The organism is Armatimonadota bacterium (assembly GCA_016869025.1).
Classification (GTDB): domain Bacteria; phylum Sysuimicrobiota; class Sysuimicrobiia; order Sysuimicrobiales; family Humicultoraceae; genus VGFA01.
Map to the genome: position 1 here is coordinate 66,091 of VGFA01000008.1, position 24,026 is coordinate 90,116.

Genomic DNA, 24,026 nt, shown 5'->3' on the forward strand with positions numbered 1-24,026 from the left:
CGTGAGTGCGAAGCGCGCGACATCCCTGGCAATCGCTGCGGTTACGCTCTGGCTCGGGGCGGCCGCAGGGCCGACCGCCCGCTCTGCCGGGGCACTTTCTCCCGCGTCGACACCGTCTGTTACACCGGCGCCGGTGGCCACACCGGCACCCACGTCCTCCCCGCGGCTTACGGTGACCGCGGACGAGTTGCACGCCGATGCCCAGGCCCGCACGGTGGTGGCCGCGGGCCGTGTGCGCATCACAGACGGCACGACGACGGCCACAGCCGCACGTGCGACCCTATACCATCGAGAGGGGCGCGGGGTCCTGACAGGTCAGGCGAAGGTTGTCACACCTCAGGGCGTGCTCGAGGGCGGTGAGATCACGATCCTGTACACCATGTCGGCGATCACCCGCATCGTGGCGCGCGGGAAGGCCAGCCTGGAGGTCGAGAGCGGGCTGGTCTCCGCCGCGCAGGTGACCATCGTGCCGGAAACCGACACGGTCACGGCTCTGGGTGACGTTACGCTCTTCACGCCGCCGGATCTGATTGCCACCGGCGCCCGGCTGGTCTACATGCGCACGCGCGGCGAGGCGGTCCTGGAAGGCCGCGCCCGCGTGCAGAGCCGGGACGGGTTCCTCCAGGGTGAGCGGATCGAGGCGCTGGGCCGGTGGGAGCGGGTGAAGGCCACCGGAGGCGTGCACGCGGTCCTGCGCGACATTGAGGTCCGAAGCGTGGCGGCCGAGGTCTTCATGGCGGAGCGCAAGGCCGTCTTCGGCGGCGAGGTGAGACTGACACAGGCGGGCCGCTTCCTGGTGACCGAGAAGCTGACGGTCTGGTACGAGGCAGGCCGTTTCGTGGCGGAAGGCCAGACCAGGGCGCGGATAGAAACAACACCCTGACAGATACACCGGCGCCATACCGCGGCCCGGGTGGGGAGGCACCACCATGACCACAGCACGCACCAAGAGACCACAGCTCGATTCAATGCCGCTCGCGCACGGCAAGCGCGCGCGACTGCACCGCCTGCTGTACGAGCACGGACCCGGGCAGGGTACAATGCTCATTCTCCCGGTGGACCAGGGCCTCGAGCACGGCCCGGTGGACTTCCTTCCAAACCCGCCGAGCGAGAACCCGGATTTTCAGATACGGCTGGCGATTGACGGCGGCTACTCCGCCATCGCGTTCCACTACGGCATCGCCGCGCGCCACCTGGCTCCCTACGCCGGCAAGATCCCGCTCATACTCAAGATCAACGGCAGCACGAACATCCCGCCGTCGGACCGGGCGTTCTCGGGGATGACCGCGCATGTAGAGGACGCGGTCCGGCTTGATGCCGCCGCTGTCGGCTACACCCTGTACGTGGGCTCGCCCCGGCAGGACGAGGACATCGCTCAACTGACCGCGGTGCGCGCGGAGTGCGACCGCTACGGAATGCCCCTGGTCGTTTGGTCGTACCCCAGGGGCGAGGCGATTGAGAAGAAGGGCGGTCGCGACAGCCTGTTCGCCGTGGACTACGCTGCGCGCGTGGCGACCGAGCTCGGCGCCGACGTGATCAAGCTGAACGTGCCCGTCTTCGATCAGAAGTCGAAGGAGGGCTCACCCACGCCGTACAACACCATGGTCCTGGAGTACCGCGAGGCAGTGGAGAAAGTCGTGCGCAGCGCCGGGCAGTCGTTCGTGCTCTTCAGCGGAGGCGGCAAGATAGGCGACGCCGACCTGCTCGAGAAGGCAAGACTCGTGATGCAGGCCGGCGCCACCGGGCTCATCTTCGGCCGGAACATGTGGCAGCGTCCGATGGACGAGGCACTGCGCATCACCGCGGAGATCAAGCGCCTGATGCTGGAGGAGTAGACCGATGCAGGCCGTTCACATCCACCAGCACGGAGGCCCCGAGGTCCTTGTCTACGAGGCGGCCCCGGAACCCGTGGCCGGGCCGACCGACGTCCTCGTCTCAATAAGGGCGGCTGCGCTCAACCACATTGACCTTTGGGTCAGGCGGGGTCTGCCCAGGCTGCGGCTGCGGTTTCCCCACATCCTGGGCGCCGACGTGGCCGGCGTGGTGGCCGGCGTAGGCGAACGCGCGACAGGCGTGGCCGTTGGGGACGAGGTGATGATCTCGCCCGGGGTCTCCTGCGGGCAGTGTCCGGCCTGCATCTGTGGCCGCGACACGCTGTGCGACTCGTTCTCGATCCTGGGCGAGCACATCCCGGGCGGCTACGCCGAGTTCGTCGCCGTTCCCCGCGTGAACGTGCTGCCCAAACCGGCCCACCTCGGATTCGAGGAGGCCGCAGCGGTGCCCCTGGTCTTCCTGACCGCCTGGAACATGCTCGTTACAAATGGGCGCATCAGGATGGGCGAGACAGTGCTGATCTGGGGCGCGGGCAGCGGTGTGGGCAGCGCCGCGGTGCAGATCGCACGGCAGTTCGGGGCCCGGGTATTCGCCACCGCCGGCGCGGACTGGAAGCTGGACCGCGCCAGGGAGCTGGGCGCCCACGAAGTGGTCAACCACTCTGAGCAGGACGTCTACGAGGAAGTGCGCCGCCTGACCAACAAGCGGGGAGTGGACGTGGTGTTCGATCACGTGGGCAAGGCCACATGGGAGACGAGTCTCAAGTCGCTGGCGCGCGGAGGCCGGCTGGTGACCTGCGGCGCTACCACGGGTGCCGACGGGACCACCGACATCAGGTACATCTACGGCCGGCAACTCGCGATCCACGGGACCTGGGTGGGCACCAAGCGTGAGATGCTCGAGGTGATGCGGCTGGTCGAATCCGGCGGCGTCCGTCCCGTGGTGCACGCGGTGCTCCCGCTGGCTAAGGCCGCGGAAGCCCACCGCATGCTGGAGCGCCGCGAGCAGTTCGGGAAGGTCGTGCTGGTGCCTTAGGGTTCTGGAGCCGCTGGCGGGGCGGAGGGTTCTTCCTCGCCGATCCACTCGGCGCCGCCGGCCCAGATCTCCTTCTTCCATATCGGGACGGTCTGCTTGAGGGTATCAATCGCGAACCGGCCGGCCTCGAACGCCTCGCGGCGGTGTGGCGCGGCCACCGCGATGGCGACGCTGATCTCGCCGATTGCCAGGGCACCCAGGCGGTGAACGATGGCGATACGTGCACCCCAGCGCTCCGCTGCCTGCTCCGCGATTCGGGCCATCTCGGTCCGCGCGAGCGCCTCGTACGCCTCGTACTCGAGGCGCTCCACGTCGCGGCCGCGCGAGTGATCGCGGACCGTGCCGAGGAACAGCACGGCCGCGCCCGCGCCCGGGTGGCGTACCGAGTCGAGTACCGCTTCCACGCGGATGGGATCCCTTACGAGTTCGACGAGAGAGCCGCCGCTGACCGGTGCCAGCAGCGCAACGCGGTCGCCGTGGGCCAGGGCGGTGCTCGGTGGCACTACGGCATCATTGATCGCCACCGTGGTCGGGCGCGGCATGCGGTTCAGTTTCAGATACTGCGCGGTGAGGATGTCCCAGACTCCGCCGGCCGTGGTGCCGTCCGGGACCGCAAGCTGAACGGTTGGGGTGCCCACGGCTTCCCGGTGGGCGGCGAATAGAGAAACGGTGATTTGCATGGGGCCATCAGGACCGGTTCACGCGCATCGTAGCACGCGTCCCCGCATGCGGCAAGGATGCTTCCGCGCGCGGTGTGCAGGCGTGCGCGCGCTGCGCGCAGGAGCGCGTGTCCTGCATCTGCCCCGATGGGGGCTTGTGCTCATAGGTGTGCTGGTAGCCACCGCGGTTCCCGCGCGCCCGGCCGTTACCGGGATCATAGGTCGGGACGAGGAGATCCGGATCGGCCGCCACGCGGCGGCCAGCCTGGAAGCCGAGGTTGGCCTAACGCAGGACCCCTCGCTGGCAGCCCGGGCGGCCGGGGTGGGGCAGCGCGTGGCCGCTGTCTCAGATCGGCGTGGATTGCCCTATGCGTTCAAGGTGCTGCGCGGCCGTGAGGTGAATGCGGTCTCGCTGCCCGGCGGGTTTGTCTACGCCACCGAGGGGCTTGTCCGGTTTGTCCAGTCCGACGCCGAACTGGCCTTCGTGATGGCGCACGAGGTGGGTCACGTGGCCGCCAGGCACCACGTGGTGATGATCGAGCGGCATTTCCTCTTCGGACTGGTCGCTCGGGTGCTCCTGGGTGGTGACGCCACCGCCACGCAGATCGCGGAGATAGTGCGGTTCTTCCTGTCGAGAGGGTTCTCGCGTGAGTTCGAGTTCGAGGCCGACCGACTGGCCGTTGACTACGCGCACCGCGCCGGATACGACGCGTCGGCCGCCCTCAGATTCATGAGCCGGCTGCGCGCCTCCGGGGATAGAGACCCGGGCAAGTATGAGGTTCTCCTGCGCACCCACCCTGGTCTCACTGACCGCATGGCCAGGGTAAGGGAGCACCTGAGGCGCCTGGGATACCGGGACGCTGGTGTTGCCGCGGTCGCGGCTGTTCTTCAGGCATTGCCGTGACGGTCAGCGATCCGTACGCGATGCCGGGGACCTACCGCAAGGCGCAGTTGCACTGTCACACCCGCCGTTCCGACGGCCGGTTTGAACCCGCCGACCTGGCCCGCCGATACCGTGACGCCGGGTACAGCTTCGTGTGCTTCACCGACCACGACCGCGTTACTCGCTGCGATGAGGTGAGCGACGACTCGTTCCTGGCTCTGCCCGGGGTCGAGGAGACGATCGTCCGGGGCATACCTCCGCTGGGGCCGCACCTGGGTCGCCTGCTGGTTGACCGGGTGCTGGGGGCTGGTTCTGCCCAGGATCGCATCACGCGCACCCTGGCCGCCGGCGGGATCCCGTGCCTGGAGCACCCGTCGTGGACCGGCAACCTGTGGACCGGTGCGTGGACGGCCGAGACGATGGCGACACTGCCCGGGCCGTTTCTGGTTGAGATCTGGAATCCGCACTCGAACCCGGACGAGGACCTGCGCCGCTGGGCCCGCGCGGCCTGGGCGCACGGCCCAGAAGGGCGCATCGGCGCGGTCGCTGGCGACGACTGCCACATCCTGCCCCAGTTCGACCGCGGCTGGGTGATGGTGAAGGTCGAGGCGATCACGGCCGACGCCCTGCGCGCCGCGCTGCTTTCCGGGGCGTTCTACGCCAGCACAGGCGTGGAAGCCGATCTCGGTGTCACCGACGGCGCTGTTGCAGTGCGCAGCGCCGCCGGTGAGGTGCACGTGTTCGATGCCGGGGGCCGTTCGCGTGCCGTGTTCCGTGGGGGCGAAGGACGCTACACGCCTGCAGGCGACGAAGGGTTTGTGCGGGTGGAGTGCCGGGCTGGCCCGCGGCGGGCCTGGAGCCAGGCGTTCTGGGTCCTCGCGACGCCATGATAGTCGGCGTCGCGGTGCTCCTGCGGCAGCAAGGGCGGCTCCTCTTCGATGTTCAGAAGCCCGAGGGGTGGACGCACACGCCCGGAGGAGGGGTCATCATCGGGATAGGCTGCATCGGAGGGCGCATCGAGCCGGGCGAATCCACCCTCGAGGCGCTTCAGAGGGAGGCGCTGGAGGAGATCGGCTGTACTATCCTCCTGGACAGGCCGGCAGAGCCCTTCTCCGTGGGTGCTGATGGGGCTGTGAGGACTCACCAGCCCGAGGAGGTCCCGGAGGGAGTGCTGTTCTTCTGGGAGGGGTCTGGGCATGGTTTCATCGAGGGCGGTCAGGTCGCGGTCTTCTCGGGAAGACCTGCTGGCCCGCTCAACCTCGGTGACATCCCCGCGGTCATCGGCATGAGCCGCGAGGTTCTGATGGAGTGCGGTGCGCAATCCCTGACCGTCGAGGACGTGCTTGCCCGCGGAGGGACGATAGAAGAGCGGCAGGCCGTCCCGCGACACGTGCGGCTGCTTCCCGTGATGACAGCCGGAGTAGTGGCCGCGCTGCCGGAGGAGTTCAGGCTCGTCGTGCTGTGCCATCTTGAGCGCATCTAGAATGTTCCCTCAACCCGATCCCGGCGAATTCCATCGCCTCAAGTCGGTCACCGCAGAGGTGGAGGGCTGGCTACGTGACGATGAGGCCGCCTTCCTGTACTCGGCCGCGTATGGTGGGCCTGGCGAAGGGAGCATCGTCGAGATCGGTAGCTGGAAGGGGAAGTCGACGATCTGGTTGGCCAGCGGCTCGAAGGCCGCCGGCCGTGAGAAGGTATACGCCATCGATCCCCACACCGGGAGCGCAGAGCACGGGTCGGGGATCTGGACGTTTCCCGAGTTTGAGGGGAACATCCGGCGCGCGGGGGTGGCGGACCGCGTGGTACCCCTGGTCATGACCTCGGAGCAGGCGGTGGCGTGCTGGTCAGGGCCGGTCAGGCTGCTCTGGATCGACGGCGCGCACGAATACGACGCGGTGAGCCGCGATTTCAAGATGTGGGAGCCGTATCTGATCGAGGGTGGTGTTGTGGCACTGCACGACACGATCGGTTGGTTCGTCGGTCCTCGGACAGTTGCGGTCCGCAGCATCCTGCGCTCCGGGCGGTTTCACAACTGCGGGATCGTGGGCATTACGACCTACGGCCGGAAGGCCCGGTCCCTCAGCGCGGTAGATGTACTGCGAAACTGGGCGGTGCTGGCCCAACTGAACCTGCTGGAGCTCGGCGGCAGGCGTTGATCCGACAGGCCCGCTTTTGGGATGGGTCGGGCTATGCTGGGGGCCCGCGAATGTGGCATTCTCGGATCCCCAGCCCAAGAACCGCCGCGCGCGGTTCGTGCAGGACTTGCCCGGAAGAATAGCGTAACCGTGGGCAGCTAGCGTTGGCAGACCGCGATCATGCCTACGCCACCCGCCACATCACCTCGCGCTGATGCCCGCCGCCTGGCCCTTGCGGTTGCCGGCATTGGAATCCCGCTGGGCGGAATGGTCGTCGCTGCCGCTGCCATTGCCTGGGCCGCGCTGGGGGAGAGGCGGCTATGGACCAGGACCCCGCTGGACCTTCCGCTGGCAGCGTTCCTCGCCTGGTCCATCCTTGCGGCGGCGGTCTCTGAGTTCCGAAGCCAGGCGTTCCTTGAGGTGCTGGGCCTTGCCTGTGTCATCTATCTGGCGTACCAACTTCCCTTCAGGTGGTTCCAGGCAAGGCCAGACCTGATCGGTGTGCTCTACCGCTGGGCGTGCGTCGGCCTGCCGATCGCGGCCGCAGTCGGGCTGCTGAGCTACCTGTATCTCCACAATCCACACTTGGGGCCTTTCCGACGGTTCAGTCTGGGACCGCAACCCCCTGGCGTGTCCGCCTATGCCCTCGTGGCCGCGATGTTGCTGAGCCTTGGTGCGTTCCCGCGTCGCCGCTGGGTCGTGCACGCATGCCTTGCGGCAGGGGTGTTCGCGCTGATCGGAACGCTCAGCCGTTGGGCCCTTCTGGGCTTCTGCATTGGGTTGACGTTTTGGTCGACGCGAGTGGTTCGTGAACAGCCCCGCGCAGTTGTGTCTGTTCTTGCCACGGTCGTCATCTCTGCGGCGATCACGCTTTCGCTCCCGCTGTCTCGAACCATGGTGGGTCAGTATCTGCACGGCGACAAGAGCCGCAACCCGTGGCCTCGCGCCCTGGTTGTCGGCTTCACCCCCAGCGTGGGCTTTCCAGAGCGGCTTGCCATTTGGCGGACCACGAAACGGATAATTGAGAGCCACCCCTGGTTCGGCGTCGGACACGGCGCGTTCGGGACGGTCTACGCGCGGTACAAGGATCCGGCGGACCGGACGATCGCGGTCATGGAGTTGCCCGCCCATTTGGGCGCGGCGCATGCTCACAACGACGTGCTTGCGGTTGCGGCGGCCGCGGGCATCCCGGCGGCGATTGCTTTCGTTCTCCTGCTTGTGCTGGCGCTTGTGAGAGCGTTCTCACGGGGAATCCCGGCCTCGACCCCCGCGGTCGCCGCGCTCGTGGCTATGCTGGTGCACGGCAACTTCGACGCAGTGTCCCATGCATTTGCGGGCCCTCTCCTGGTGTTCTGGATTGTACTCGCAGCTTCTATGGCGGGCCCTCAGCCCGATATCATTGCCAGAAGGGCTTCTGCAATGAGGTGAGAGCCGCCAGGCGGTCCCATGCGCGCCCGCCCCACGGCGCCCCGGCGTTCCCGCTCATCGGGATCACGGAGCAGCCGGACGGTCGCAGCGGCCGCTTCCCGCCAGTCGCGGGCAGGAATGAGGGCCTCGCCCAGGAGCCGGTGCTGCATCTGGAGGAAGGCCGGGGTGAACTGCGCGCCAGGGCCGGGGAATGCAACAACCGGCTTTCCCAGCCCTGCGGCCTGCTCATTGGCAGTTCCCGCCATCCCGACGACGACGCTGGCCCGCGCCACCGCGTCCGCGAACGCCGTCGTGAGGGCAATATGCGCGCCACCAACAGTCGCGCCGCTAGCAGTCGTTCCGCCTACGGTCGCGCCGCTCCGACAGGGTGCTGCTTGAAGGAGGTGGTGCAGAATGTCCTCGGCGTTGACCGTTCGCGCCACAGGAAGAAGAAACCGAACCTCCGGTTCCTCAGCGGCGATCGCCTGCGCGGCCTGCGCGAGGAGCGCGGCGTTTCCTGGCGCGTCGGCGCGGCTCCCGGGGAGCAGCGTTACCACCTGCGCCTCCGGGGGAAGGCCGAACGTCTCACCCGCGTTCCCGACCAGGTCCATCATCACATTGCCCAGCGAAACCGCCGGTAGCCCCATGGCGGCCAGGGCCTGCGCAGTGTCGGGGTCGCGCGTGAAGATGCGGCTGGCGCTGCGGCGCATCACGCTGATAGCCAGTGCGCCGAACTCGCTGATCCGCACCGAGTCCGCCGTCGAGACGAACGCTACACGGGGGGCGGCGTGCGCGGCCATCCCCAGGCAGTAGGCGTCACCCACTGCCACGACAAGATCGTGCCTGCCGCGCTGGCTGGATACCGTTCGTCTCTGCCCGAGCCACAGCCCGATCAATCCAGCGGCCAGATCGTCGCCCAGCCCCCGAAGCCCTGCGCGCATTGAGAACCCACCGCTGGGCAGCATTCGGCAGGGACCGAGCAGCGGTACCGAGGGGGGGTAGGCGCCGGTGCCGACCAGGGGATAGGCGGTCACGGTGACGCCTGCCGCCTGCAGCGGCGCGGCGATGCTGGCGGCTATCAGGTCCTCGCCTGTGCCGTTGCTGACCATGAGGACCCTACCCGTCATGAGGGGCGCTCCCAGGTCGAGTCCGCCGCGGCGTGCCCTTCGCGCAGGGCACTGAAGACGCCCCTGTAGTACGCGTCCCAGAGGAGGTTGTTGTAGCACTCGTTGAGGATGAGATACCGGTGATGCCGTTCGGCCCACGGACGGAACGTCTGGACGAGACGCCTTGCGATGCCGGTGCGGAACACCAGCCACTTCAAGGGAAGCAGGAGGGGGTGGATCTCGAAATGGAACCCCAGCGCGGCCTTCCTGCCGTGCTTCTGCCAGAACCGCACCGCCGCGCGTCCGGACTGGACCTGGCGGGCGACCGCCGCCTCTATCGAGATGGGGTGGTGGTGCAGGCCCAAGGCTTCCGGCTCGTACAGAATCCGCCCGCCGGCCTGGTGGAAGCGGAAGGCCATCTCGGTGTCCTCCGCCCCATAGCCTGCGAACCCCTCATCAAACCGCCCGACCTTCTCGAATGCGTGCCGGGTGATCGAGAAGTTCCGGCCGACAACGTGCAAAGGTGACAGGTTCTCCCGTCTGCGGATTGTCAGGTCGGGCATTAGGTTGCTCGTCCGCATGAAGGGCGTGGTCAGGGTCTCGGGATCGGGAACGGTCCGCCCCTGGACCGCGCGCATGGTCGTGGCATCGCCGTAGTGGCGCAGGTGGGCGCTCACCATGCCTGGATAAGCGAAGACGTCCGGGTCCATGAACAGGAGGACATCGCCGGCAGCTTCCAACGCGCCCCGGTTGCGGGCAGATGCGAGGCCCCGGTTGGGCTGGCGCACTACACGAACGGACACGGGTCCCCTGCAACTGCCCGCGATCTCGGACGTACCATCTGTGGAACCGTCATCCACCACTATTATCTCTAAGGTGCCCTGCGGCGCATCCTGCGCCCACAGCGCCTCGATCGCACGGCGGAGCGTTCCTCCCGCGTTCAGGCACGGCATGACCACCGATAGCCGTGTCATGGTTTGTGCGGGACGCGGCGGCGCATGGCCTCAAACACTCCGTTGTAGTACGAGCGCCAGAGCAGGTGGTTGTAGCACTCGCTGCACAACGGCAGCACGGAATGCCGTTCTGCCCACGGCAGGACCGCCTCAACAAGACGCGTGATGACCCCAGTTCGGTAGACGAGCCACTTCAGGGGAAGCAGGGCAGGGTGGACCTCGAGAAACAACCCCAGGTGCGCCGGCCTTCCGTGCTTGCGCCAGAAGTAGACTGCGCCCTCCCCACCCTGGTGGAGCTTCGGGATGAGACCATCCAGGGTTTGGATGTGATGGTGGTAGACAAGGGCGGCGGGTTCGTATCTCAGCGATACTCCCGCCCGCTGCAGGCGGAGTCCCAGCTCGATGTCCTCCCACCCGTAGCCCACGAAGCCCTCATCGAACCCACCCACGCTCCGAAACGCCGCCGCCGTCACCGAGAAGTTGCGGGTGATGATGTGCATGGGGGAGAGCGCGTTGCGCCTGCGGATGGTAACGTCGGGTATCAGGTTCGTGGCGCGCATGAAGACCGTCTTCAGACTGTCGCGATGCGTGACCGATCGGCCCTGGACACCCACCGCGCCTCCGTCCGCGTGGTGCGCCAGGTGCGCGGAGACGAGCCCGGGTGTCGCCCAGATGTCGGCATCCAGGAACAGCAGCGCACGGCCTCGGGCCTCGGCGGCGCCCAGGTTGCGCGCGGCCGCGCGGCCGCGGTTCGCCTGGCGGAGCACGCGAATCGGCACAGATCCCCTGCCGCCTTCGAGTCCGTCCGTGGACCCATCGGTCGAGCCATCATCCACAATGACTACCTCGAAACGGTCGGGGTCCGCATCCTGAGCCTGCAGCGCCTCGATGGCCCTGTGGAGCACCCAGCCACCGTTGTAGGCCGGGATGACGACGCTGATCTCGGGCCCCGAGTTCATCGGCGTCCTCTAGCCTGCCCGAGCGCGAGCAGCGCGGCGAAGCCAAAGCCCATGTGGACCGACGCCACCGTAACATCGAAGAGCTGGTGCACGAGTACGGCCACCGTAGCCGCGAGGCACGCTACCCAGAGCCCGTCGGTGCGCGGGTCACCGCGGGTGCACGCGATCCGGCGCCAGAGCCCGCACAGTGCTGCGACGATGAAAGCCAGGAACGCCACCAGCCCGACGAGCCCTGTCTCAGCGGCGAAGGTGAGATAGAGATTGTGCGCGGTCGTGGGATCCTGCACGATGTCTTCCGGCATGTGCCGGGGCCAGGCGCGGCTGAACGTGCCGTAGCCCGTCCCCAGGACCGGGTGCGCCCGGGCAATCCGTAGCGCCCCTTCCCACAGTGCCAGACGATCGAGGTTGAACGTCGCGCTGGGAATGGCCTCGATCCTACGGGCCAGCGAGACTCTCCCGGGGCCGATCGCGGCGGTCGCGAGGAGCAGCACGACGAGACAGAGCACAAGCAGCCCGGCCCGCCTGCGCGGGGCAAGTACCACCATAACCGCCAGGCCCGCCAGGGCCGCAATCCATGCTCCCCGCGACCAGGTGAGCTCCAGGGCAGCCAGCACTACAACAAGTCCTGCGGCGGCGAGGATCCGGACGGGTACCCCATCCGCGACTGTCCAGATGCCCAGTAAGAGGACGGCCGTCGCCGTAAGTGTCGTGCCGAGGGCGGTCTGGAAGAGGGGCGGGGTCGAGGCGCCGACCGGCCAGTAAGGGGCCGACCGCAGGATTCCCCAGACCGCCGCGAGCAGCCCTCCGGCGGCCCAGGCAGCGACGAGATACCTGACGACCTCTTGCCGGGCCTGCACAACCCGAGCGATAGAGTACACGCTTACCCACATTGTCAGCCCAAACAGGACGGCGAGCCCGGCCGACCACAACCGCCACTCCGAGGCCAGGCCCGAAGCAAGGCAGGCGGCCAGGAGCGCGGCAAGGGGACGGTCGAAGGCTGTCGGAATCCACGGACGCCGTCCTGAGGCGATGTCCAGGATGATGGCCGCGAGCAACACGGGCATCGCCCACAGGGTATACCCTGCTGGGTACAAGAACACCGCGAGGAGCACGCCGCCCAGGAAGAGCCGGTCCAGTGCCCTGGGCGTCACGGTGCCCGCTCGCCAGCGCCCGGCGAGAACGCCGCCCCCAACCCCACGAGGGCAAAGAGTCCCACCGCTATGTGGATGCGCAGCACGGTGCCGTCCACCATCTGGTGTGCCAGTAGCGCGACGAAGGCGGCGAGCGCGGTCGCGCTCAACCTGCGCTGCTCGCTGCCCGGCGGCCCCCTGGTGTGCCATCTGGCAACGGCCAGCACCCCTGTGGTCAGGAAGAACAGAAGCGCCACCAACCCCACCAGGCCGGTCTCAGCGGCGGCCTGCAGGAAGAGGTTGTGTGCGAGCGGCGCGTGCGGGACGGCCGTGGAACCTTGTCTGTACCTCTCATACACGAACTGGAAGGTGGAGAGCCCGGTGCCCAGCACCGGATGGTCTGCGACCATCTTTGGGACCAGGCGCCAGATAGGGATGCGGCTGAACGGGCCGTCGGCAGCGGTGGTCTCCTGGATGCGACCTGCATGCCACTCCCAGCGCGGCCCCAGGGTTGGTATCGCCGCAACCATGACGAGCGCGGCCGCGAGCATACCAGGCCATAGGAGGCGGCGCTCGGTTCTGGCGACCAACACCCCCACGCCCAGCACCGCGGCCAGCCAGGCGCCGCGCGACCATGTGAGCACTAGGCCCGCGGTCGCCACGGAAAGGCCCGCCAGGCAGAGCAGGCGCCGCAGGCGCGGTCCATCGAGCGAGAGGCCAAGCAGCATGACCGCGGCGATTGCCATGGTCGTGCCCAGCTCGTTGGGGTTCATGTTGAACACCTGCGCCCGGGCGCCGGGCGCAGGCCCAAGCCAGGCGATGCCGAGCGCGCCTGCCGCCACCCCGCCCGCGGCCCAGGCCCCGATGAAGCGCCGGGCAAACACCGGGCGCTGGTGGACCGCGAGCACCACGGCGCGCAGGGTGACCGCCGCGCTCAGGCCGAACGCGACCGCCGACCACAAGGCCGTCCCGCGCCACTCAGACCACAGTCCCGACAGTACCGTGGCGGCCACTAGGCCGAGCAGGCCGGCATCCACAGGGGTACGGCGCCACAGCGGCTCGCCCGCCAGGGTCTCGCCTGCCGCGAGCACCAGCAAGAGGAGGAACCCCCCTGACGCGAAACCCACGGAGAAGACGAACGCCGTCAGCAGCAGGAGGAACTCACGCCAGCGCCAGGCCTCCACGCTAGATTCGCTCCGCGCCCGCGCGGAACCGGTCCAGCGCGGCGAGGTAGTGGCGGTTCAGGATCCCGCGCGTCACCAGGAACGCCAGCGTTGATAGATTTCGACTGCGCAGCCACCGCGCCAGCCGCAGGGCGGTCGCGGGCGAGACCAGGCCTGCCCCACCCAAAAGGAAGTGCAGCGCCCGCTGCGGCCGGGTGTCCTGGATCAGCATGCGGGTCTCAGGGCACGGGTGCTTCCGCAGCAGATAGAGCGCCGTGCGGGCCCGTTCCTCCTCCTTGGCCAGGTGCCGGTCGAGCGATTCCAGCGTCGGCGGCCGCTGGACATGGTACGCCAGTGCCGAAGGCGAGAACACCCTGGGGATCCCGCGGGCCTTTATGCGCAGCCCTAGATCGAAATCCTCCCACCCATAGACCCTAAACCCTTCATCGAATAACCCCGCCTCCACAAGAACCTGCCGCGGGACCGATGAGTTGCCGGTGTCCAGGTACGCCGGCGAGATCCTGATGCGGGGTGTCCGCGCAGGGATCTCCGGCGAGGGGATGACTATGACCGGCCCGCGGCCCACCACCGGGGAGGCGGCCGAGCGGTGGATCTCAAGGTGGCGCTGGAGGAAGTCTGGCAGCACCAGTACGTCGCTGTCCACGAATGCCACCAACGGCGCCGCAGCGGCCCGGATCGCCGCGTTGCGGGCCGCGCTCCTGCCCCGGTTGCGATCGAATCTGACGCAGCGAATCCTGACCCGGCCGGAGGCTGCCTCGCCGATCACCTGGGGCGTGTCGTCGGTGGAGCCGTCGTCAACCACCACTATCTCGTAGGCAGCAGGCGCGAGCGTCTGCGCGGTCAGGCGCGCCAGGCACAGCCGCAGGAGCCGGGCGTCGTTGTAGACGGGCACTACTACGCTGAGACCAGGGGCGGGTGCCGTGTGAGACATCCTACGGTGGGGGCGGCAGTTGGGCCGAAGTGGCAGGTACATCGGCCGGCGCCGCGTCTACCCATTGCAGCCGGAGGAGCCGGGCATAGGTTCCGTCCCGAGCCACGAGATCTTCGTGCCGGCCGTCTTCCACTACAGTGCCCTGGTCCAGCACGACTATCCGGTCCGCTCCCCGGACGGTTGAAAGCCGGTGCGCGATGATGAACGTGGTGCGCCCGCGGGTCGCCTGGGTGAGCGCGTCCTGGATCAGGGTTTCGGACTCGCTGTCCAGCGCGGCGGTGGCCTCGTCGAAGATGAGCAGGCGCGGATTGTTCAGCAGCGCGCGGGCAATGGCGATCCGCTGGCGCTGTCCGCCCGATAGTTGCAGGCCGTCCTCGCCCAGCAGGGTCCGGTAGCCGTCGCCGAGCGACTCGATGAACTCGTGCGCGTTGGCGGCCTTCGCCGCGGACACGACCTCATCGAATGGCGCATCGGGCCGGGCGTACGCGATGTTGTCGTACACGGTGCCGCGGAACAGGACGGTCTCCTGCGGAACCAGCCCGATCTGCCGCCGCAGGGAGCGGACCGTCACGCGGCGCAGGTCCCAACCGTCAATCTCAATGCGCCCTTCAGTGGGATCGTAGAACCGGCCGATCAGGTTGACCAACGTCGTCTTGCCCGCACCGCTCAGGCCGATCAGCGCAATGCGTTCGCCGGGCGCTATCTCCAGAGAGAGATCGCGGAGGGCCCACTGGCCCGGAGCATAGGCAAACGAGACGTTTTCGAAGCGGACGCGGCCGGCAATGGGCGGCAGTGCCACGGCGCCGGGGCTCTCCTGCAGGCCTGACGGCTCGTCCAGCAGGGCGCGGATCCGTCCGAAGGCGCCCAGCGCCTGCCGCAGTCCTGCGTAGTGGCGGGTGAGGCCGACCGCCGGCTGGACGGCCAGCCCCACATATCCCAGGAACGCGACGAGGGTGCCGACGGTAAGCCGGTCTGATGCCACGCGCTGCCCGCCCAGCCATAAGACCAGGACCACGCCGAATGCGGTCATGAAGCTGACGATGGGCACCTGGAGCGCTACCATGCGTCCGATGCGCAGATTCGCGCCGAAGGTTTGTTCATTCTCGTCGCGGAACCGCCGGATCTCCCTGTCCTCCCGCGAGAACGCGCGGATCACACGCGCGCCGGAGAACGCCTCGCGTATGAGACCCGCCAGGCCTGCCACGTGCTCCTGCGCCCGCGCAGCCGTGCCCTGTATCTCCCTGCCGAAGCTGCGGGCGATTATGCCGACGAACGGGATGACCACGGCGATCGCGAGGGCAAGTTGCCAGTCGATCCACAGCAGCATGGCCACGATGCCGGTGAACATCAACGCCGCGGAGGCCGCGTCCACGGCCCCCATCAGCATCTCGGTCTGAACAACCTGCGTGTCCTGGAGGCTTCGGGAGATCGCGTCGCCGCTTTGCCAGACCGCGAATCGGTCGAGCGACCATCGTTGGATTCGCGCAAACAGGTCCTGGCGGAGATCGGCGACGACGCGGTGGGCAAGGTAGTACATGAGGTAGATCTGGGCGAACAGCGCCAGGCTGTTGAGCGCGAACAGGAACAGGATAACGGCGGCCCCTCGATTGAGGGTGGCAAACGCCCGCGTGGCCAGTATCTGATCTATGAGCACGCCCGTGTACCTGGGGACCGCGAGGTTGGCTCCGGTGGCCACGAGCATCGCCACCAGGGCGCCTGCCAGATGGAAGCCGTAGGGGGCTATCCGGGCGGCCATCCGCCGGAGGTCGCTCACGCCCCGGCTCCGTTTCGTGCAATCGCCGCCCCGCCTGGCAGAATCGCGGCCAGGATTCGGCGCGAGGCGCCTGTCTCAACCGAGATCGCCTCCAGCGCTTCAGCGAGCTTCAGGCGCGCGGCACGATCCCGTATCAACCTGGCACCCTCATCGGCCACCTGCTCCGGGGTAACATCACCAACAAGCTCTGGCATGATGAGGCGCTTTGCGCGCATGTTGGGCAGCGCCAGGTAGGGCCTGCGGCTGATGTGCCGTCGCGCCAGGGCCAGCTTGAGCGCCAGCCCAAGACGGGGTACCCGCGTTAGCCACTCAATCGCACCCTCCACCGGGATTTGCGGGGCCAGACTGAACGGCAGGACCACCAGGGTGGGGACCCGCATCAACGCCAGCTCCAGCGTGTTGGTGCCCGGAATGGTCAGCGCCAGATCGGCATTGCGGATGGAAGACCGGTCTCCGTGCCTGACCTCGATGCCGGCGGCATCAAGGCCGGCCCGATGTCGGGAGATCAGCATCCGCCTGACTCGGGGCGACACGAACGGTGAGACCACGGCCAGCAGCCGGATCTCCGGCACACGCGCGCGTAATGCCGCGGCCGTTTCTACCCAGAAAGGAAACACCGCGGAAAAAACGCTGTTGCGGCTGCCGGCCAGAAGCGCAACCCTCGGGCGCGCATCGTGCGCGCCGTGCGCTTCTGCCAGCGCCCCGTCCGCCGGCGCCCCGTCCGCCAGCACCGCGTCCTGGAGGGGATCGCCGGTGACCTCGATCTTGTGATCTGAGACGCCGAGGCCGATAAGGCGCTCCCTCAGTGCCGTCGTGGGGACGAAGATCCGTTCGTACCCTCGATGCGCGCGCGCGATGTGGGCGCGCTCGACGAAGGCAAAGGCGCGGCCGCCCCACCGGCGGGCCAGCCGGCGTGAGAACCAGAACTCGCCCCCGACGTGGAGGACCACCGGTGTTGCCGCGGGAGTCCACCCGGGGAGCCCGAGCGCAAGCAGCAGCGTCGTCCTGGGATCCAGTATTCTGTCGAATACCCCAGAGGCCTCAGCGGCCGCCTCCTCCTGGCCGCTGGCAAACTGGCAGGGCGGCAGGCAGAGCACAGTCTCGACGGACCACCCTCCCTCGGAGGCCAGCTTCCGCGCCTCGGCGGCCATGGGCACAGCCCACCCTGCCACCTCGCCAGGGCTGTTGCCGACGATGACCAGTGTGGTTGCAGGCGGACTATTCGCCATCGTGCGCACGACGCTTCATTATAGTCTCCGCCGTCGCGTTCCGGCAATTTCACGAGGCGCGCTCCGGCAATCTCACGGGGCGCGTACAGGGTGATCTGCCCGGCCCGACGAATCGAGACCGGGACGAGATGAACATCCCACGGTCCGACCCTGCTTCGGCGCGCTCACGCCTCTGGCTCGGGCTGATCGGCCTCGCCGGCCTGGTCATTCTGGCCGCGGCACCGCTGCCCCAGGTGGATGCCGATGCGGCGCTCTACGGCCGGATCGCCGCCAACATCCTGACCACCGGCGACTGGATCACCTTCCACCATCCCGGCTGGTTCGTGGACAAGCCCCCGATCACGTTCTGGCTGATGGCGCTATCCTTTCGGCTCCTGGGGATCTCAGACGTGGCAATGCGCTTATGGCAGTTGCTCCTGGCGCTCGCGTTGATCGCCCTGACCTATCGGATGGCCCGTGCGGCCGGCGCGTCGCGGGAGGCAGGGCTGCTGGCTGCGCTGGTGTTGGCGACCGCGTCGCAGTTCTTCTACCAGGCCACCGTGCCCCAGCAGGATCTGCCCCTGACGTTCTTCCTGACCCTGGGCATGTACGGGGTGCTTCGGTACCTGGAACGCGGCGCGGCGCGCTGGGTCCTCGTCGCCGCGGTGGGCGCGGCGCTGGCAGCCCTGACCAGCGGGATCGCAGGCGTCGGCCTGTTCGGAATAGTGCTCCTGGCGGTGCTATTCGCCGTCCGTCCGGCGCTGCCGCACGCCAGGCGGGCGCTCATCGGCCGCGCAGCGCTGGCCGCTGCGGTCTTCGCCGTCCTGGCCCTGCCCTGGTTCGTGATTGGTGCACTGCGGCATGGCGACCAGTTCGTGACCACCTTCCTGACCTGGGGGACAATGGGCATAGGGCGGTTCTTCACGCCGGCCAGCTCCACGCCGCCGGCGTACTGGCTGGCCATCTTCGCCTATGTGCCGATCCTCCTGGTCGGGATGCTGCCCTGGTCGCCGGTATTTGTTTCGGCGCTGGCAGATCTGCGCCGCCTGTTCCGCGACGGTCCTCCCGGCATGAGGATCGTGGCAGTCTGGTTCCTGGCGATCTTCGTGATCCTCTCGCTCTCCTCTGGGGACAAGGTTTTCCGCTACCTCCTGCCATGCTTCCCACCGGCGGCTATCTTGACCGGCAGGGCTGCCGCGACCCTATTCGACAGGCCCGGTCGCCTGCGCCTGGTCGGATGGGGCGCGCTGGTCCCGGCGTTAGTGCTCATCGCCGCCGGGTTCTGGTTCCTCTGGGCACGGTTCCCGGCCGAGCGCGGTCCGTGGGTGATGGTGGCAGGTGCCTTCGTCGGCACTCTGGCCGCGGCGCTGGTTGCGTTCGGCCTGGCCTCGCTGCGCGCCCGGGGGCCGGCGGCGGTGGCGCTGGCAGCGGCGGGCGCGGTTGCGGCCTTCGTGGTACTCGAGGTCGCGATGCTGGCGAACGCCGCGCAGATCGCAACCCGGAGCGCGGCCTCCACGACGGCCGCTCCGTGGGCGGCAGCGGCGCAGGGAAGCCATCCTGGGCAGCAGAATAACCACCGGACACACATGCGATGAGGTGCGACGTGCGGAATGGTGTGATCGCCCTGCTCGCCGCGGTCTTGATCTCCGCTGGGACCGCCGGGGCTCAACCCGTCCCGGTGACCCTGGAGGCCGATAGCATCGTCTATGACTCGGCCGGCCAGGTCGTGACGGCGCAGGGCAACGTCCGCATGACCCTCCGGCGGTACCGTTTGTTCGCCGATGCTGCCCGGTACGATCTCCGGACGCAGATCGTCGTGGCCACAGGGAACGTGCGCATGGTTGACGCCCGGGGCCACGAACTGCGAGGTCGCGCGCTCACCTACAATGCCCGCACCGAGGAGGGCCGGTTCGAGCCCGTAGAGGGAATCGTGGATCGGGACCGCCGGCTCTACGTGCGCGGCGACCGCCTGGATTTCACGCAGGACCGCTTCGTTTGCTTCGAGGGGTTCGTGACCAACTGCGACCCCAAGCGGCCCGTCTACCACATCACCGCGCGACGCATCGAGTTGATCCCGGACCGGGAGATCGTGGCGTACCACGCCACGGTATACCTGCGCAACCGCCGGCTGATGACCTTCCCACGCTACATCCTGTCGCTGCGGCCCGGGGTCGAGGGGACTATTCTCCCAGGCCTGGGCTACAACAGCATAGATGGCTTCTGGGCAGACTACAGGATCCCGGTGGGGATGGGGTCAGGCCGCGGCCGTCTGTACATCAAGTACGGCACGATCACAGGGATTGCGCCGCTGCTCACCCAGGCGTGGGAGGAGCGGGCCTATACCGCGACCCTTCGGCTCGGCCGGGCGCAACTGGTTGACGACCGAGCGGCCTTCAACGGACTGCGCTACGACGTGGCTGAGATCGGCGCGGCGATGAATCCTGTCCGGATTGGATCGGGGCCGTTCTCATGGTCTCTCTCCGGCACGGCCGGATGGTACAGCGAGCTGACCTCGGGTTTGGCCACATCGCGGCTCGACGGCGAGCTTGCAGTGGAAACGGAGCGTCTCCGCATTGCTCCCGGGCTGACCTTCGCCGCCCGCGGCGCCGCGCGCGTCTCGGCATACGGGACGGGTGCGACGCGAACGGTTACGACATTCGGGGCTGCGCTGATCCAGCGGCTGGATCGCCACACCACGGTTTCGCTTCGGTACCTCTACGTCGCGGTGCAGGGGAGCACGCCGCTTGCCATTGACGTAGTGGATCCGGCCAGCACGGTCAGCCTGGGTCTTACGCGCACCGTGCCGGACCGCTTCCGGATCTCGGCCGGGGCCGCGCACAACACCGTGGTTCCCGAAACGAAGCTGACCGGATCATTCATGGTCATTGCATCCCCATCCCTGGAGGTCGGCGCTTCCGCGTCCTACAACCTTCGCCTGTCGGCCTTTGACGACATTGACTACACGGTGCGCTTCATACAGGACTGCATAGATATGGTGGTGCGCTACCGCCAGATCCGCAACGAGATCTCGATAGAGTTTGGGTTCGTGGGCATCACAGAGCGACGGGGCATGGTTCCGCGTACGACCCGGCCAGGCCCGGAGTTGCCGGATGACGCGCCGCCACGTCCTGGGGAGTTCTAGCCCATGGCCTCCGGTATCAACCCCGAGATCTTCCGCGAGTACGACATCCGCGGCCTGGTCGGCACCGACCTGACCCCGGAGATCGCCGCGCGTATCGCCCGTGCGTACGTGGCAGACCGCGATCTGTCCGGAAGCCCGGTGGTGCTGGGAGCGGACAACCGCACGCACTCGCCCGCGCTGTCGGCGGGTGTGGCCGAGGGCCTCACCGCCTCGGGGTGCGATGTTGCCGGGATCGGGACGGTCATCACTCCCACCTTCTACTTCGCGCGCGTCCACTGGGCGATCGAGGGCGGGGTCATGGTGACCGCCAGCCACAACCCATCCGAGTTCAACGGCTTCAAGCTGGCCGGCGGGTTCGGGACGCTGCATGGAGACCAGATACAGGCGGTCCGGAGGCGGGCGGAGGCCGGGCCGTTCGCGGACGGAGTGGGCCGTATCGAGTCCCGCGAGATTGTCCCGGCATACATGGAGATGTTGCGTGAGAAGATCCGGCTGGGCTCCCGGCGCCTGCGCGTGGCGCTCGACTGCGGAAACGGAACGGCCAGCCTGATCGCACCCCAGGTGCTCGCAGCGTGGGGCGTAGAGGTCGTGCCGATCTATTGTGACTCCGACCCGACCTTCCCCAATCACCACCCTGATCCCGTGGACCCGCACAACCTGACCGACCTGATCGCCCTTGTGCGCCGCGAGCGGTGCGATCTGGGGATCGGGGTAGACGGCGACGGTGACCGGATAGGTGTCGTGGACGACCAGGGCGAGATTCTCTGGGGCGACCTCCTGATGGTTCTCTACTGGCGCGAGATCCTGCCGCGCCACCCCGGCGCCGATGTGATCGTCGAGGTGAAGTGCTCGCAGGTTCTGGCAGACGAGGTGACCCGCCTGGGCGGCAGGCCGTTCTTCTACCGCACCGGCCACTCGCTCATCAAGGCCAAGATGCGCGAGATCGGCGCGGTCTTCACCGGCGAGATGTCGGGGCACATGTTCTTCGCGGACGAGTACTACGGCTTTGACGACGCCCTGTACGCCGCCGGGCGGCTGCTGCGGATCCTCTCCCACGCCGATGCGCCGCTGTCGGCGCTGATGGCCGACGTGCCGCGCTACCCCGTAACGCCGGAGGTGCGTGTGGCGTGCCCCGACGCGCGCAAGTTCGATGTCGTGGCGCGTGTGGCCGAGGCGTTCAAGCGCGGGCACCAGGTCATTGACGTGGACGGCGCGCGCGTGGTGTTCGATGACGGATGGGGACTCGTGCGGGCCAGCAACACCCAACCGGTACTGGTGTTGAGGGCGGAGGCGGCGACCCCTGCCGGCCTGGAGCGGATCAAGCAGGCGATTGGGGACGCGCTGGCGCGCTTCCCCGAAGTGGGACCGCCGGCGTGGTGAGGCCGCGATGGGGGCGAGATGACCCCCAAGCCGTGCTCCTGCTGATGGCCACCGCCGAGGAGATGGCCGATCCAGGAGCGTTGCGGGCGCTGCGGGAGGCGCAGGCCGACGGCCTGGCCGGGCGGATATACTCGTACGAAGACGTCTTTGGCCGTCCACCTCGACGGGGGACCCGGAAGAGGCGTTGATGGCTGATATTCGCTTCACCCGACGGGCCCTACGGGATATTGGCTTCAGAATCGCGGGGCTCGGTAGCGTTGAGATCCAATACGTCCGGCACCGTCGAGAGGCCTATCGCAAGTGACCTTTCTCTCCGCATGGTGCGGCCGATACCGGCGCCTGCTCGCTGCCGCGGGCCTCATGCACCTCTCGGCGGTGGTCGTCACTTCCGTCGTGAGGTTGCTGCCCGCCCAAGGAGTGGTGCTCCTCACCCTCTCGGGGTTACCGCTCTACTTCGCGTGGGCTCTGGCGGACTACCGCGGTTTCCTGCTGGCCACCTTCGCCACAATCGCCGTGGTTCAGGTGGAACCGGCGCCGTTCGACATGCTGGTGCCGGTGGCACTGGCCGCCGGAGTGGCCGGGAGGCATTTTCACGTTCGCTTTGACGCGCGCTTCTGGACCCTGGCGGCATTCATCGGCCTCTCTGTGGTATCGGTGGCGCAGGCCGGTGATCTCGCCACTGCCGCCCGGTACGTGGCGATAACCGGATACCTGGCTTTGCTCTATCTCGCGGTTGCCGGGTTGCTACGACAGGATGCGCGTCAGGCAGTCATCGCCGGCATCGTCGTCGCAGCGCTGGCAACGGCCGCGCTGACGCTTGTGGCGTTCTATGACGTGCCAGGGCTGGAGCACCTGCTCTACCACCGGGGCCCTCGCTGGCAGGGTACCTTCAAGGACCCGAACGTCTTTGGCGGATTCCTCGTCCTGCCTCTGGCATTGTCGTTGGATCTGGTGATGGCAGGAGGCCGGGCCGGGTGGGCTCTCGCCACGGCCGTCCTACTGCTTGGCCTTGTTATGAGCCTGTCGCGGGGAGCCGTCATGGCAGGAGCCGTCACGCTGGCGATCATGGCCGTCCTCGCGCTGCGGCGGCGCGAGTACGCGCAGTTGCGGCGCGGCGCCTTCGCCCTTGCCCTAGGCCTGGCGGTGGTTGTGGGGTTTGTCCTCTCGCACGATCTAGGTCCTGTCTTCGTGGGGCGTGTCGGGCTGGAGGATTACGACAGAGTCAGGTTTGAAGTGCAGGAGCGAGCCCTCGCTGGCCCCGGCAGTTCGTCCTGGGCGCTGGGCATGGGCCCGGGCCAGTTCGAGGTCGTGCACGCATACGCGACCCACAGTCTCTACCTTAGGGTATTGGCCGAGAACGGGCTGCTCGCGTTTGTGCCCTTCGCCGGCTTCCTGCTCCTGCACCTCGTCCCCTTGAGGCGGCAACAGACCATCATCAGGGCCGGGCTAAGTGGGGGTACGGTGCTGGCCGTGCTCGCCGGGCAACTGCTGAATGGGTTCGTGATAGACACGCTGCACTGGCGGCATCTGTGGTGCGTGTTCGCGGTGGCCTGCTGGTACGCGCAGGGCGAGGGCCCGGCGTATCCCGCAGCGCCGACATGAGGAGATGGGCTTGGCCGGAGTGACCGCGGTCATCACCGCCCACAACGAGGAGGGCCTGATCCGCGAGGCAATAGCCAGCGCCCTCGCGCAGACACACGCCGAGTGCGAGGTCCTGGTCGTGGACGATGGCTCGACAGACAGGACGGCGGAGGTCGCCGAGGGGGTCGGCGACTCACGCATCAGGGTCTTTCGGGAAGCCCACGCCGGCCGGTCCGCGGCGCTGAACAAGGGGATCGCCATGGCGACGCACGAGTTCATCGCCATCCTGGACGCGGACGATCTGTGCCTTCCCGACCGATGCGGCCGCCAGGTGGCGTTCCTCGATGCTCATCCCAAGGTTGCGGTCGTCGGGTCGAGCGCGTATCTGCGGGACCGGCAGGGGCGCGAGCGGCTGCTCCGGGTTCCAACATCGGACAGGGCGATCCGCCGGGCCATGGCCTGGGGTAATCCGTTTGTTCACAGTTCGGCGATGATGCGCCGGTCTGCGCTGCAGGCATGCGGAGGGTACGCGGACACCCGGTTTGAGGACTACCATCTCATGGTCCGGATTGCCGCTGCCCACCCTGTTGCGAACCTGGCTGAGCCACTGGTGGTACGGCGGCTGGGGCCGGGAAGCCATGGGCGGTCCGGCCCCCGTAGCCACAGACTGCGCACGAAGCTGGAGTTCCAGCGCCTCGCAGTCCAGTGGCTGGATCTTCCCGCGAC

Annotated in this window: 22 protein-coding genes; 13 read left to right on the top strand and 9 right to left on the bottom strand. The window is 67.9% G+C overall.

The features are described from left to right. Position 1 precedes the first annotated feature (1 nt). Genes FJX73_06450 through FJX73_06460 form a run of 3 tightly spaced genes read left to right on the top strand, consistent with a single transcriptional unit; the run spans position 2 to position 2,868 of the window. Positions 2-883: a hypothetical protein gene (locus FJX73_06450; GenBank protein MBM3470416.1), complete on the top strand. Its 882-nt coding sequence runs from the start codon at positions 2-4 to the stop codon at positions 881-883. Between the two features lie 46 nt (positions 884-929). Further along, positions 930-1,835 (top strand): fructose-bisphosphate aldolase, encoded by a 906-nt coding sequence (locus FJX73_06455; protein ID MBM3470417.1) that lies wholly within the window; start codon positions 930-932, stop codon positions 1,833-1,835. Positions 1,836-1,839: 4 nt separating this feature from the next. Further along, complete coding sequence (locus FJX73_06460) at positions 1,840-2,868, top strand: zinc-binding dehydrogenase (GenBank protein ID MBM3470418.1); 1,029 nt, start codon at positions 1,840-1,842, stop codon at positions 2,866-2,868. Here the strand turns inward: FJX73_06460 and FJX73_06465 are convergent. Beyond that, a complete protein-coding gene (locus tag FJX73_06465; GenBank protein ID MBM3470419.1) occupies positions 2,865-3,548 on the bottom strand; it encodes a molybdopterin converting factor in 684 nt (227 codons plus the stop codon). The two genes, FJX73_06460 and FJX73_06465, sit on opposite strands and share 4 nt — an antisense overlap. Between FJX73_06465 and FJX73_06470 the strand changes: the two genes are divergently transcribed. The 5 genes from FJX73_06470 (at position 3,547) to FJX73_06490 (ending at position 7,973) form a co-directional block, all read left to right on the top strand. After that, positions 3,547-4,431: a hypothetical protein gene (locus tag FJX73_06470; GenBank protein ID MBM3470420.1), complete on the top strand. Its 885-nt coding sequence runs from the start codon at positions 3,547-3,549 to the stop codon at positions 4,429-4,431. The genes FJX73_06465 and FJX73_06470 overlap by 2 nt on opposite strands. Continuing rightward, positions 4,428-5,300, top strand: coding sequence for a hypothetical protein (locus FJX73_06475; protein MBM3470421.1), 873 nt, complete (start codon positions 4,428-4,430; stop codon positions 5,298-5,300). The genes FJX73_06470 and FJX73_06475 overlap by 4 nt, the downstream gene beginning before the upstream one ends. Continuing rightward, positions 5,297-5,893, top strand: a complete 597-nt coding sequence (locus FJX73_06480; protein ID MBM3470422.1) for an NUDIX domain-containing protein — start codon at positions 5,297-5,299, stop codon at positions 5,891-5,893. The genes FJX73_06475 and FJX73_06480 overlap by 4 nt, the downstream gene beginning before the upstream one ends. A 1-nt stretch (position 5,894) precedes the next feature. Then, a complete protein-coding gene (locus FJX73_06485; GenBank protein ID MBM3470423.1) occupies positions 5,895-6,566 on the top strand; it encodes a class I SAM-dependent methyltransferase in 672 nt (223 codons plus the stop codon). Between the two features lie 159 nt (positions 6,567-6,725). Further along, on the top strand, positions 6,726-7,973 hold the full coding sequence (locus tag FJX73_06490) for an O-antigen ligase family protein (protein ID MBM3470424.1): 1,248 nt from the start codon (positions 6,726-6,728) through the stop codon (positions 7,971-7,973). Here the strand turns inward: FJX73_06490 and FJX73_06495 are convergent. Genes FJX73_06495 through FJX73_06530 form a run of 8 tightly spaced genes read right to left on the bottom strand, consistent with a single transcriptional unit; the run spans position 7,931 to position 17,218 of the window. Then, the gene (locus FJX73_06495; protein MBM3470425.1) at positions 7,931-9,079 is read right to left on the bottom strand and encodes a hypothetical protein; all 1,149 of its coding nucleotides are present in this window, start codon (positions 9,077-9,079) and stop codon (positions 7,931-7,933) included. The genes FJX73_06490 and FJX73_06495 overlap by 43 nt on opposite strands. Next, the gene (locus tag FJX73_06500; GenBank protein MBM3470426.1) at positions 9,076-10,032 is read right to left on the bottom strand and encodes a glycosyltransferase; all 957 of its coding nucleotides are present in this window, start codon (positions 10,030-10,032) and stop codon (positions 9,076-9,078) included. Before FJX73_06500 ends, FJX73_06495 begins: the two co-directional genes overlap by 4 nt. After that, positions 10,029-10,970: a glycosyltransferase gene (locus tag FJX73_06505; GenBank protein MBM3470427.1), complete on the bottom strand. Its 942-nt coding sequence runs from the start codon at positions 10,968-10,970 to the stop codon at positions 10,029-10,031. The genes FJX73_06500 and FJX73_06505 overlap by 4 nt, the downstream gene beginning before the upstream one ends. Beyond that, on the bottom strand, positions 10,967-12,310 hold the full coding sequence (locus FJX73_06510; GenBank protein ID MBM3470428.1) for an O-antigen ligase family protein: 1,344 nt from the start codon (positions 12,308-12,310) through the stop codon (positions 10,967-10,969). The genes FJX73_06505 and FJX73_06510 overlap by 4 nt, the downstream gene beginning before the upstream one ends. Then, complete coding sequence (locus FJX73_06515) at positions 12,118-13,284, bottom strand: O-antigen ligase family protein (GenBank protein MBM3470429.1); 1,167 nt, start codon at positions 13,282-13,284, stop codon at positions 12,118-12,120. The genes FJX73_06510 and FJX73_06515 overlap by 193 nt, the downstream gene beginning before the upstream one ends. 1 nt (position 13,285) lies before the next feature. Then, positions 13,286-14,257, bottom strand: coding sequence for a glycosyltransferase family 2 protein (locus FJX73_06520; protein MBM3470430.1), 972 nt, complete (start codon positions 14,255-14,257; stop codon positions 13,286-13,288). Then, positions 14,217-15,989, bottom strand: a complete 1,773-nt coding sequence (locus FJX73_06525; GenBank protein MBM3470431.1) for an ABC transporter ATP-binding protein — start codon at positions 15,987-15,989, stop codon at positions 14,217-14,219. The genes FJX73_06520 and FJX73_06525 overlap by 41 nt, the downstream gene beginning before the upstream one ends. Further along, positions 15,986-17,218 (bottom strand): hypothetical protein, encoded by a 1,233-nt coding sequence (locus FJX73_06530; GenBank protein ID MBM3470432.1) that lies wholly within the window; start codon positions 17,216-17,218, stop codon positions 15,986-15,988. Before FJX73_06530 ends, FJX73_06525 begins: the two co-directional genes overlap by 4 nt. A 128-nt stretch (positions 17,219-17,346) precedes the next feature. Here FJX73_06530 and FJX73_06535 point away from each other — a divergent pair, with 128 nt between their 5' ends. From FJX73_06535 to FJX73_06555, 5 genes are all read left to right on the top strand, one after another. Further along, positions 17,347-18,792, top strand: a complete 1,446-nt coding sequence (locus FJX73_06535; GenBank protein MBM3470433.1) for a phospholipid carrier-dependent glycosyltransferase — start codon at positions 17,347-17,349, stop codon at positions 18,790-18,792. Beyond that, entirely contained in the window at positions 18,789-20,339 is a 1,551-nt protein-coding gene (locus tag FJX73_06540; GenBank protein ID MBM3470434.1) for an LPS-assembly protein LptD, read from the top strand. The genes FJX73_06535 and FJX73_06540 overlap by 4 nt, the downstream gene beginning before the upstream one ends. 3 nt (positions 20,340-20,342) lie before the next feature. Beyond that, positions 20,343-21,719 carry a phosphomannomutase/phosphoglucomutase gene (locus tag FJX73_06545; protein MBM3470435.1) on the top strand — a complete coding sequence of 459 codons (1,377 nt, stop codon included), beginning with the start codon at positions 20,343-20,345 and terminating at the stop codon, positions 21,717-21,719. A gap of 300 nt (positions 21,720-22,019) precedes the next feature. After that, on the top strand, positions 22,020-23,321 hold the full coding sequence (locus tag FJX73_06550; protein ID MBM3470436.1) for a hypothetical protein: 1,302 nt from the start codon (positions 22,020-22,022) through the stop codon (positions 23,319-23,321). 4 nt (positions 23,322-23,325) lie between these two features. Continuing rightward, positions 23,326-24,026: glycosyltransferase (locus FJX73_06555; protein ID MBM3470437.1), on the top strand; the 701-nt coding region annotated here is incomplete at its 3' end.

Coding starts and splice junctions, on each gene's coding strand:
- FJX73_06465 (MBM3470419.1), bottom strand. CDS start 3,548: ATGCAAATCACCGTTTCTCTATTCGCCGCCCACCGGGAAGCCGTGGGC.
- FJX73_06510 (MBM3470428.1), bottom strand. CDS start 12,310: ATGGCACACCAGGGGGCCGCCGGGCAGCGAGCAGCGCAGGTTGAGCGC.
- FJX73_06540 (MBM3470434.1), top strand. CDS start 18,789: ATGAGGTGCGACGTGCGGAATGGTGTGATCGCCCTGCTCGCCGCGGTC.
- FJX73_06505 (MBM3470427.1), bottom strand. CDS start 10,970: ATGAACTCGGGGCCCGAGATCAGCGTCGTCATCCCGGCCTACAACGGT.
- FJX73_06485 (MBM3470423.1), top strand. CDS start 5,895: ATGTTCCCTCAACCCGATCCCGGCGAATTCCATCGCCTCAAGTCGGTC.
- FJX73_06460 (MBM3470418.1), top strand. CDS start 1,840: ATGCAGGCCGTTCACATCCACCAGCACGGAGGCCCCGAGGTCCTTGTC.
- FJX73_06520 (MBM3470430.1), bottom strand. CDS start 14,257: ATGTACCTGCCACTTCGGCCCAACTGCCGCCCCCACCGTAGGATGTCT.
- FJX73_06535 (MBM3470433.1), top strand. CDS start 17,347: ATGAACATCCCACGGTCCGACCCTGCTTCGGCGCGCTCACGCCTCTGG.
- FJX73_06470 (MBM3470420.1), top strand. CDS start 3,547: ATGGGGCCATCAGGACCGGTTCACGCGCATCGTAGCACGCGTCCCCGC.
- FJX73_06500 (MBM3470426.1), bottom strand. CDS start 10,032: ATGACACGGCTATCGGTGGTCATGCCGTGCCTGAACGCGGGAGGAACG.
- FJX73_06480 (MBM3470422.1), top strand. CDS start 5,297: ATGATAGTCGGCGTCGCGGTGCTCCTGCGGCAGCAAGGGCGGCTCCTC.
- FJX73_06490 (MBM3470424.1), top strand. CDS start 6,726: ATGCCTACGCCACCCGCCACATCACCTCGCGCTGATGCCCGCCGCCTG.
- FJX73_06455 (MBM3470417.1), top strand. CDS start 930: ATGACCACAGCACGCACCAAGAGACCACAGCTCGATTCAATGCCGCTC.
- FJX73_06545 (MBM3470435.1), top strand. CDS start 20,343: ATGGCCTCCGGTATCAACCCCGAGATCTTCCGCGAGTACGACATCCGC.
- FJX73_06530 (MBM3470432.1), bottom strand. CDS start 17,218: ATGGCGAATAGTCCGCCTGCAACCACACTGGTCATCGTCGGCAACAGC.
- FJX73_06495 (MBM3470425.1), bottom strand. CDS start 9,079: ATGACGGGTAGGGTCCTCATGGTCAGCAACGGCACAGGCGAGGACCTG.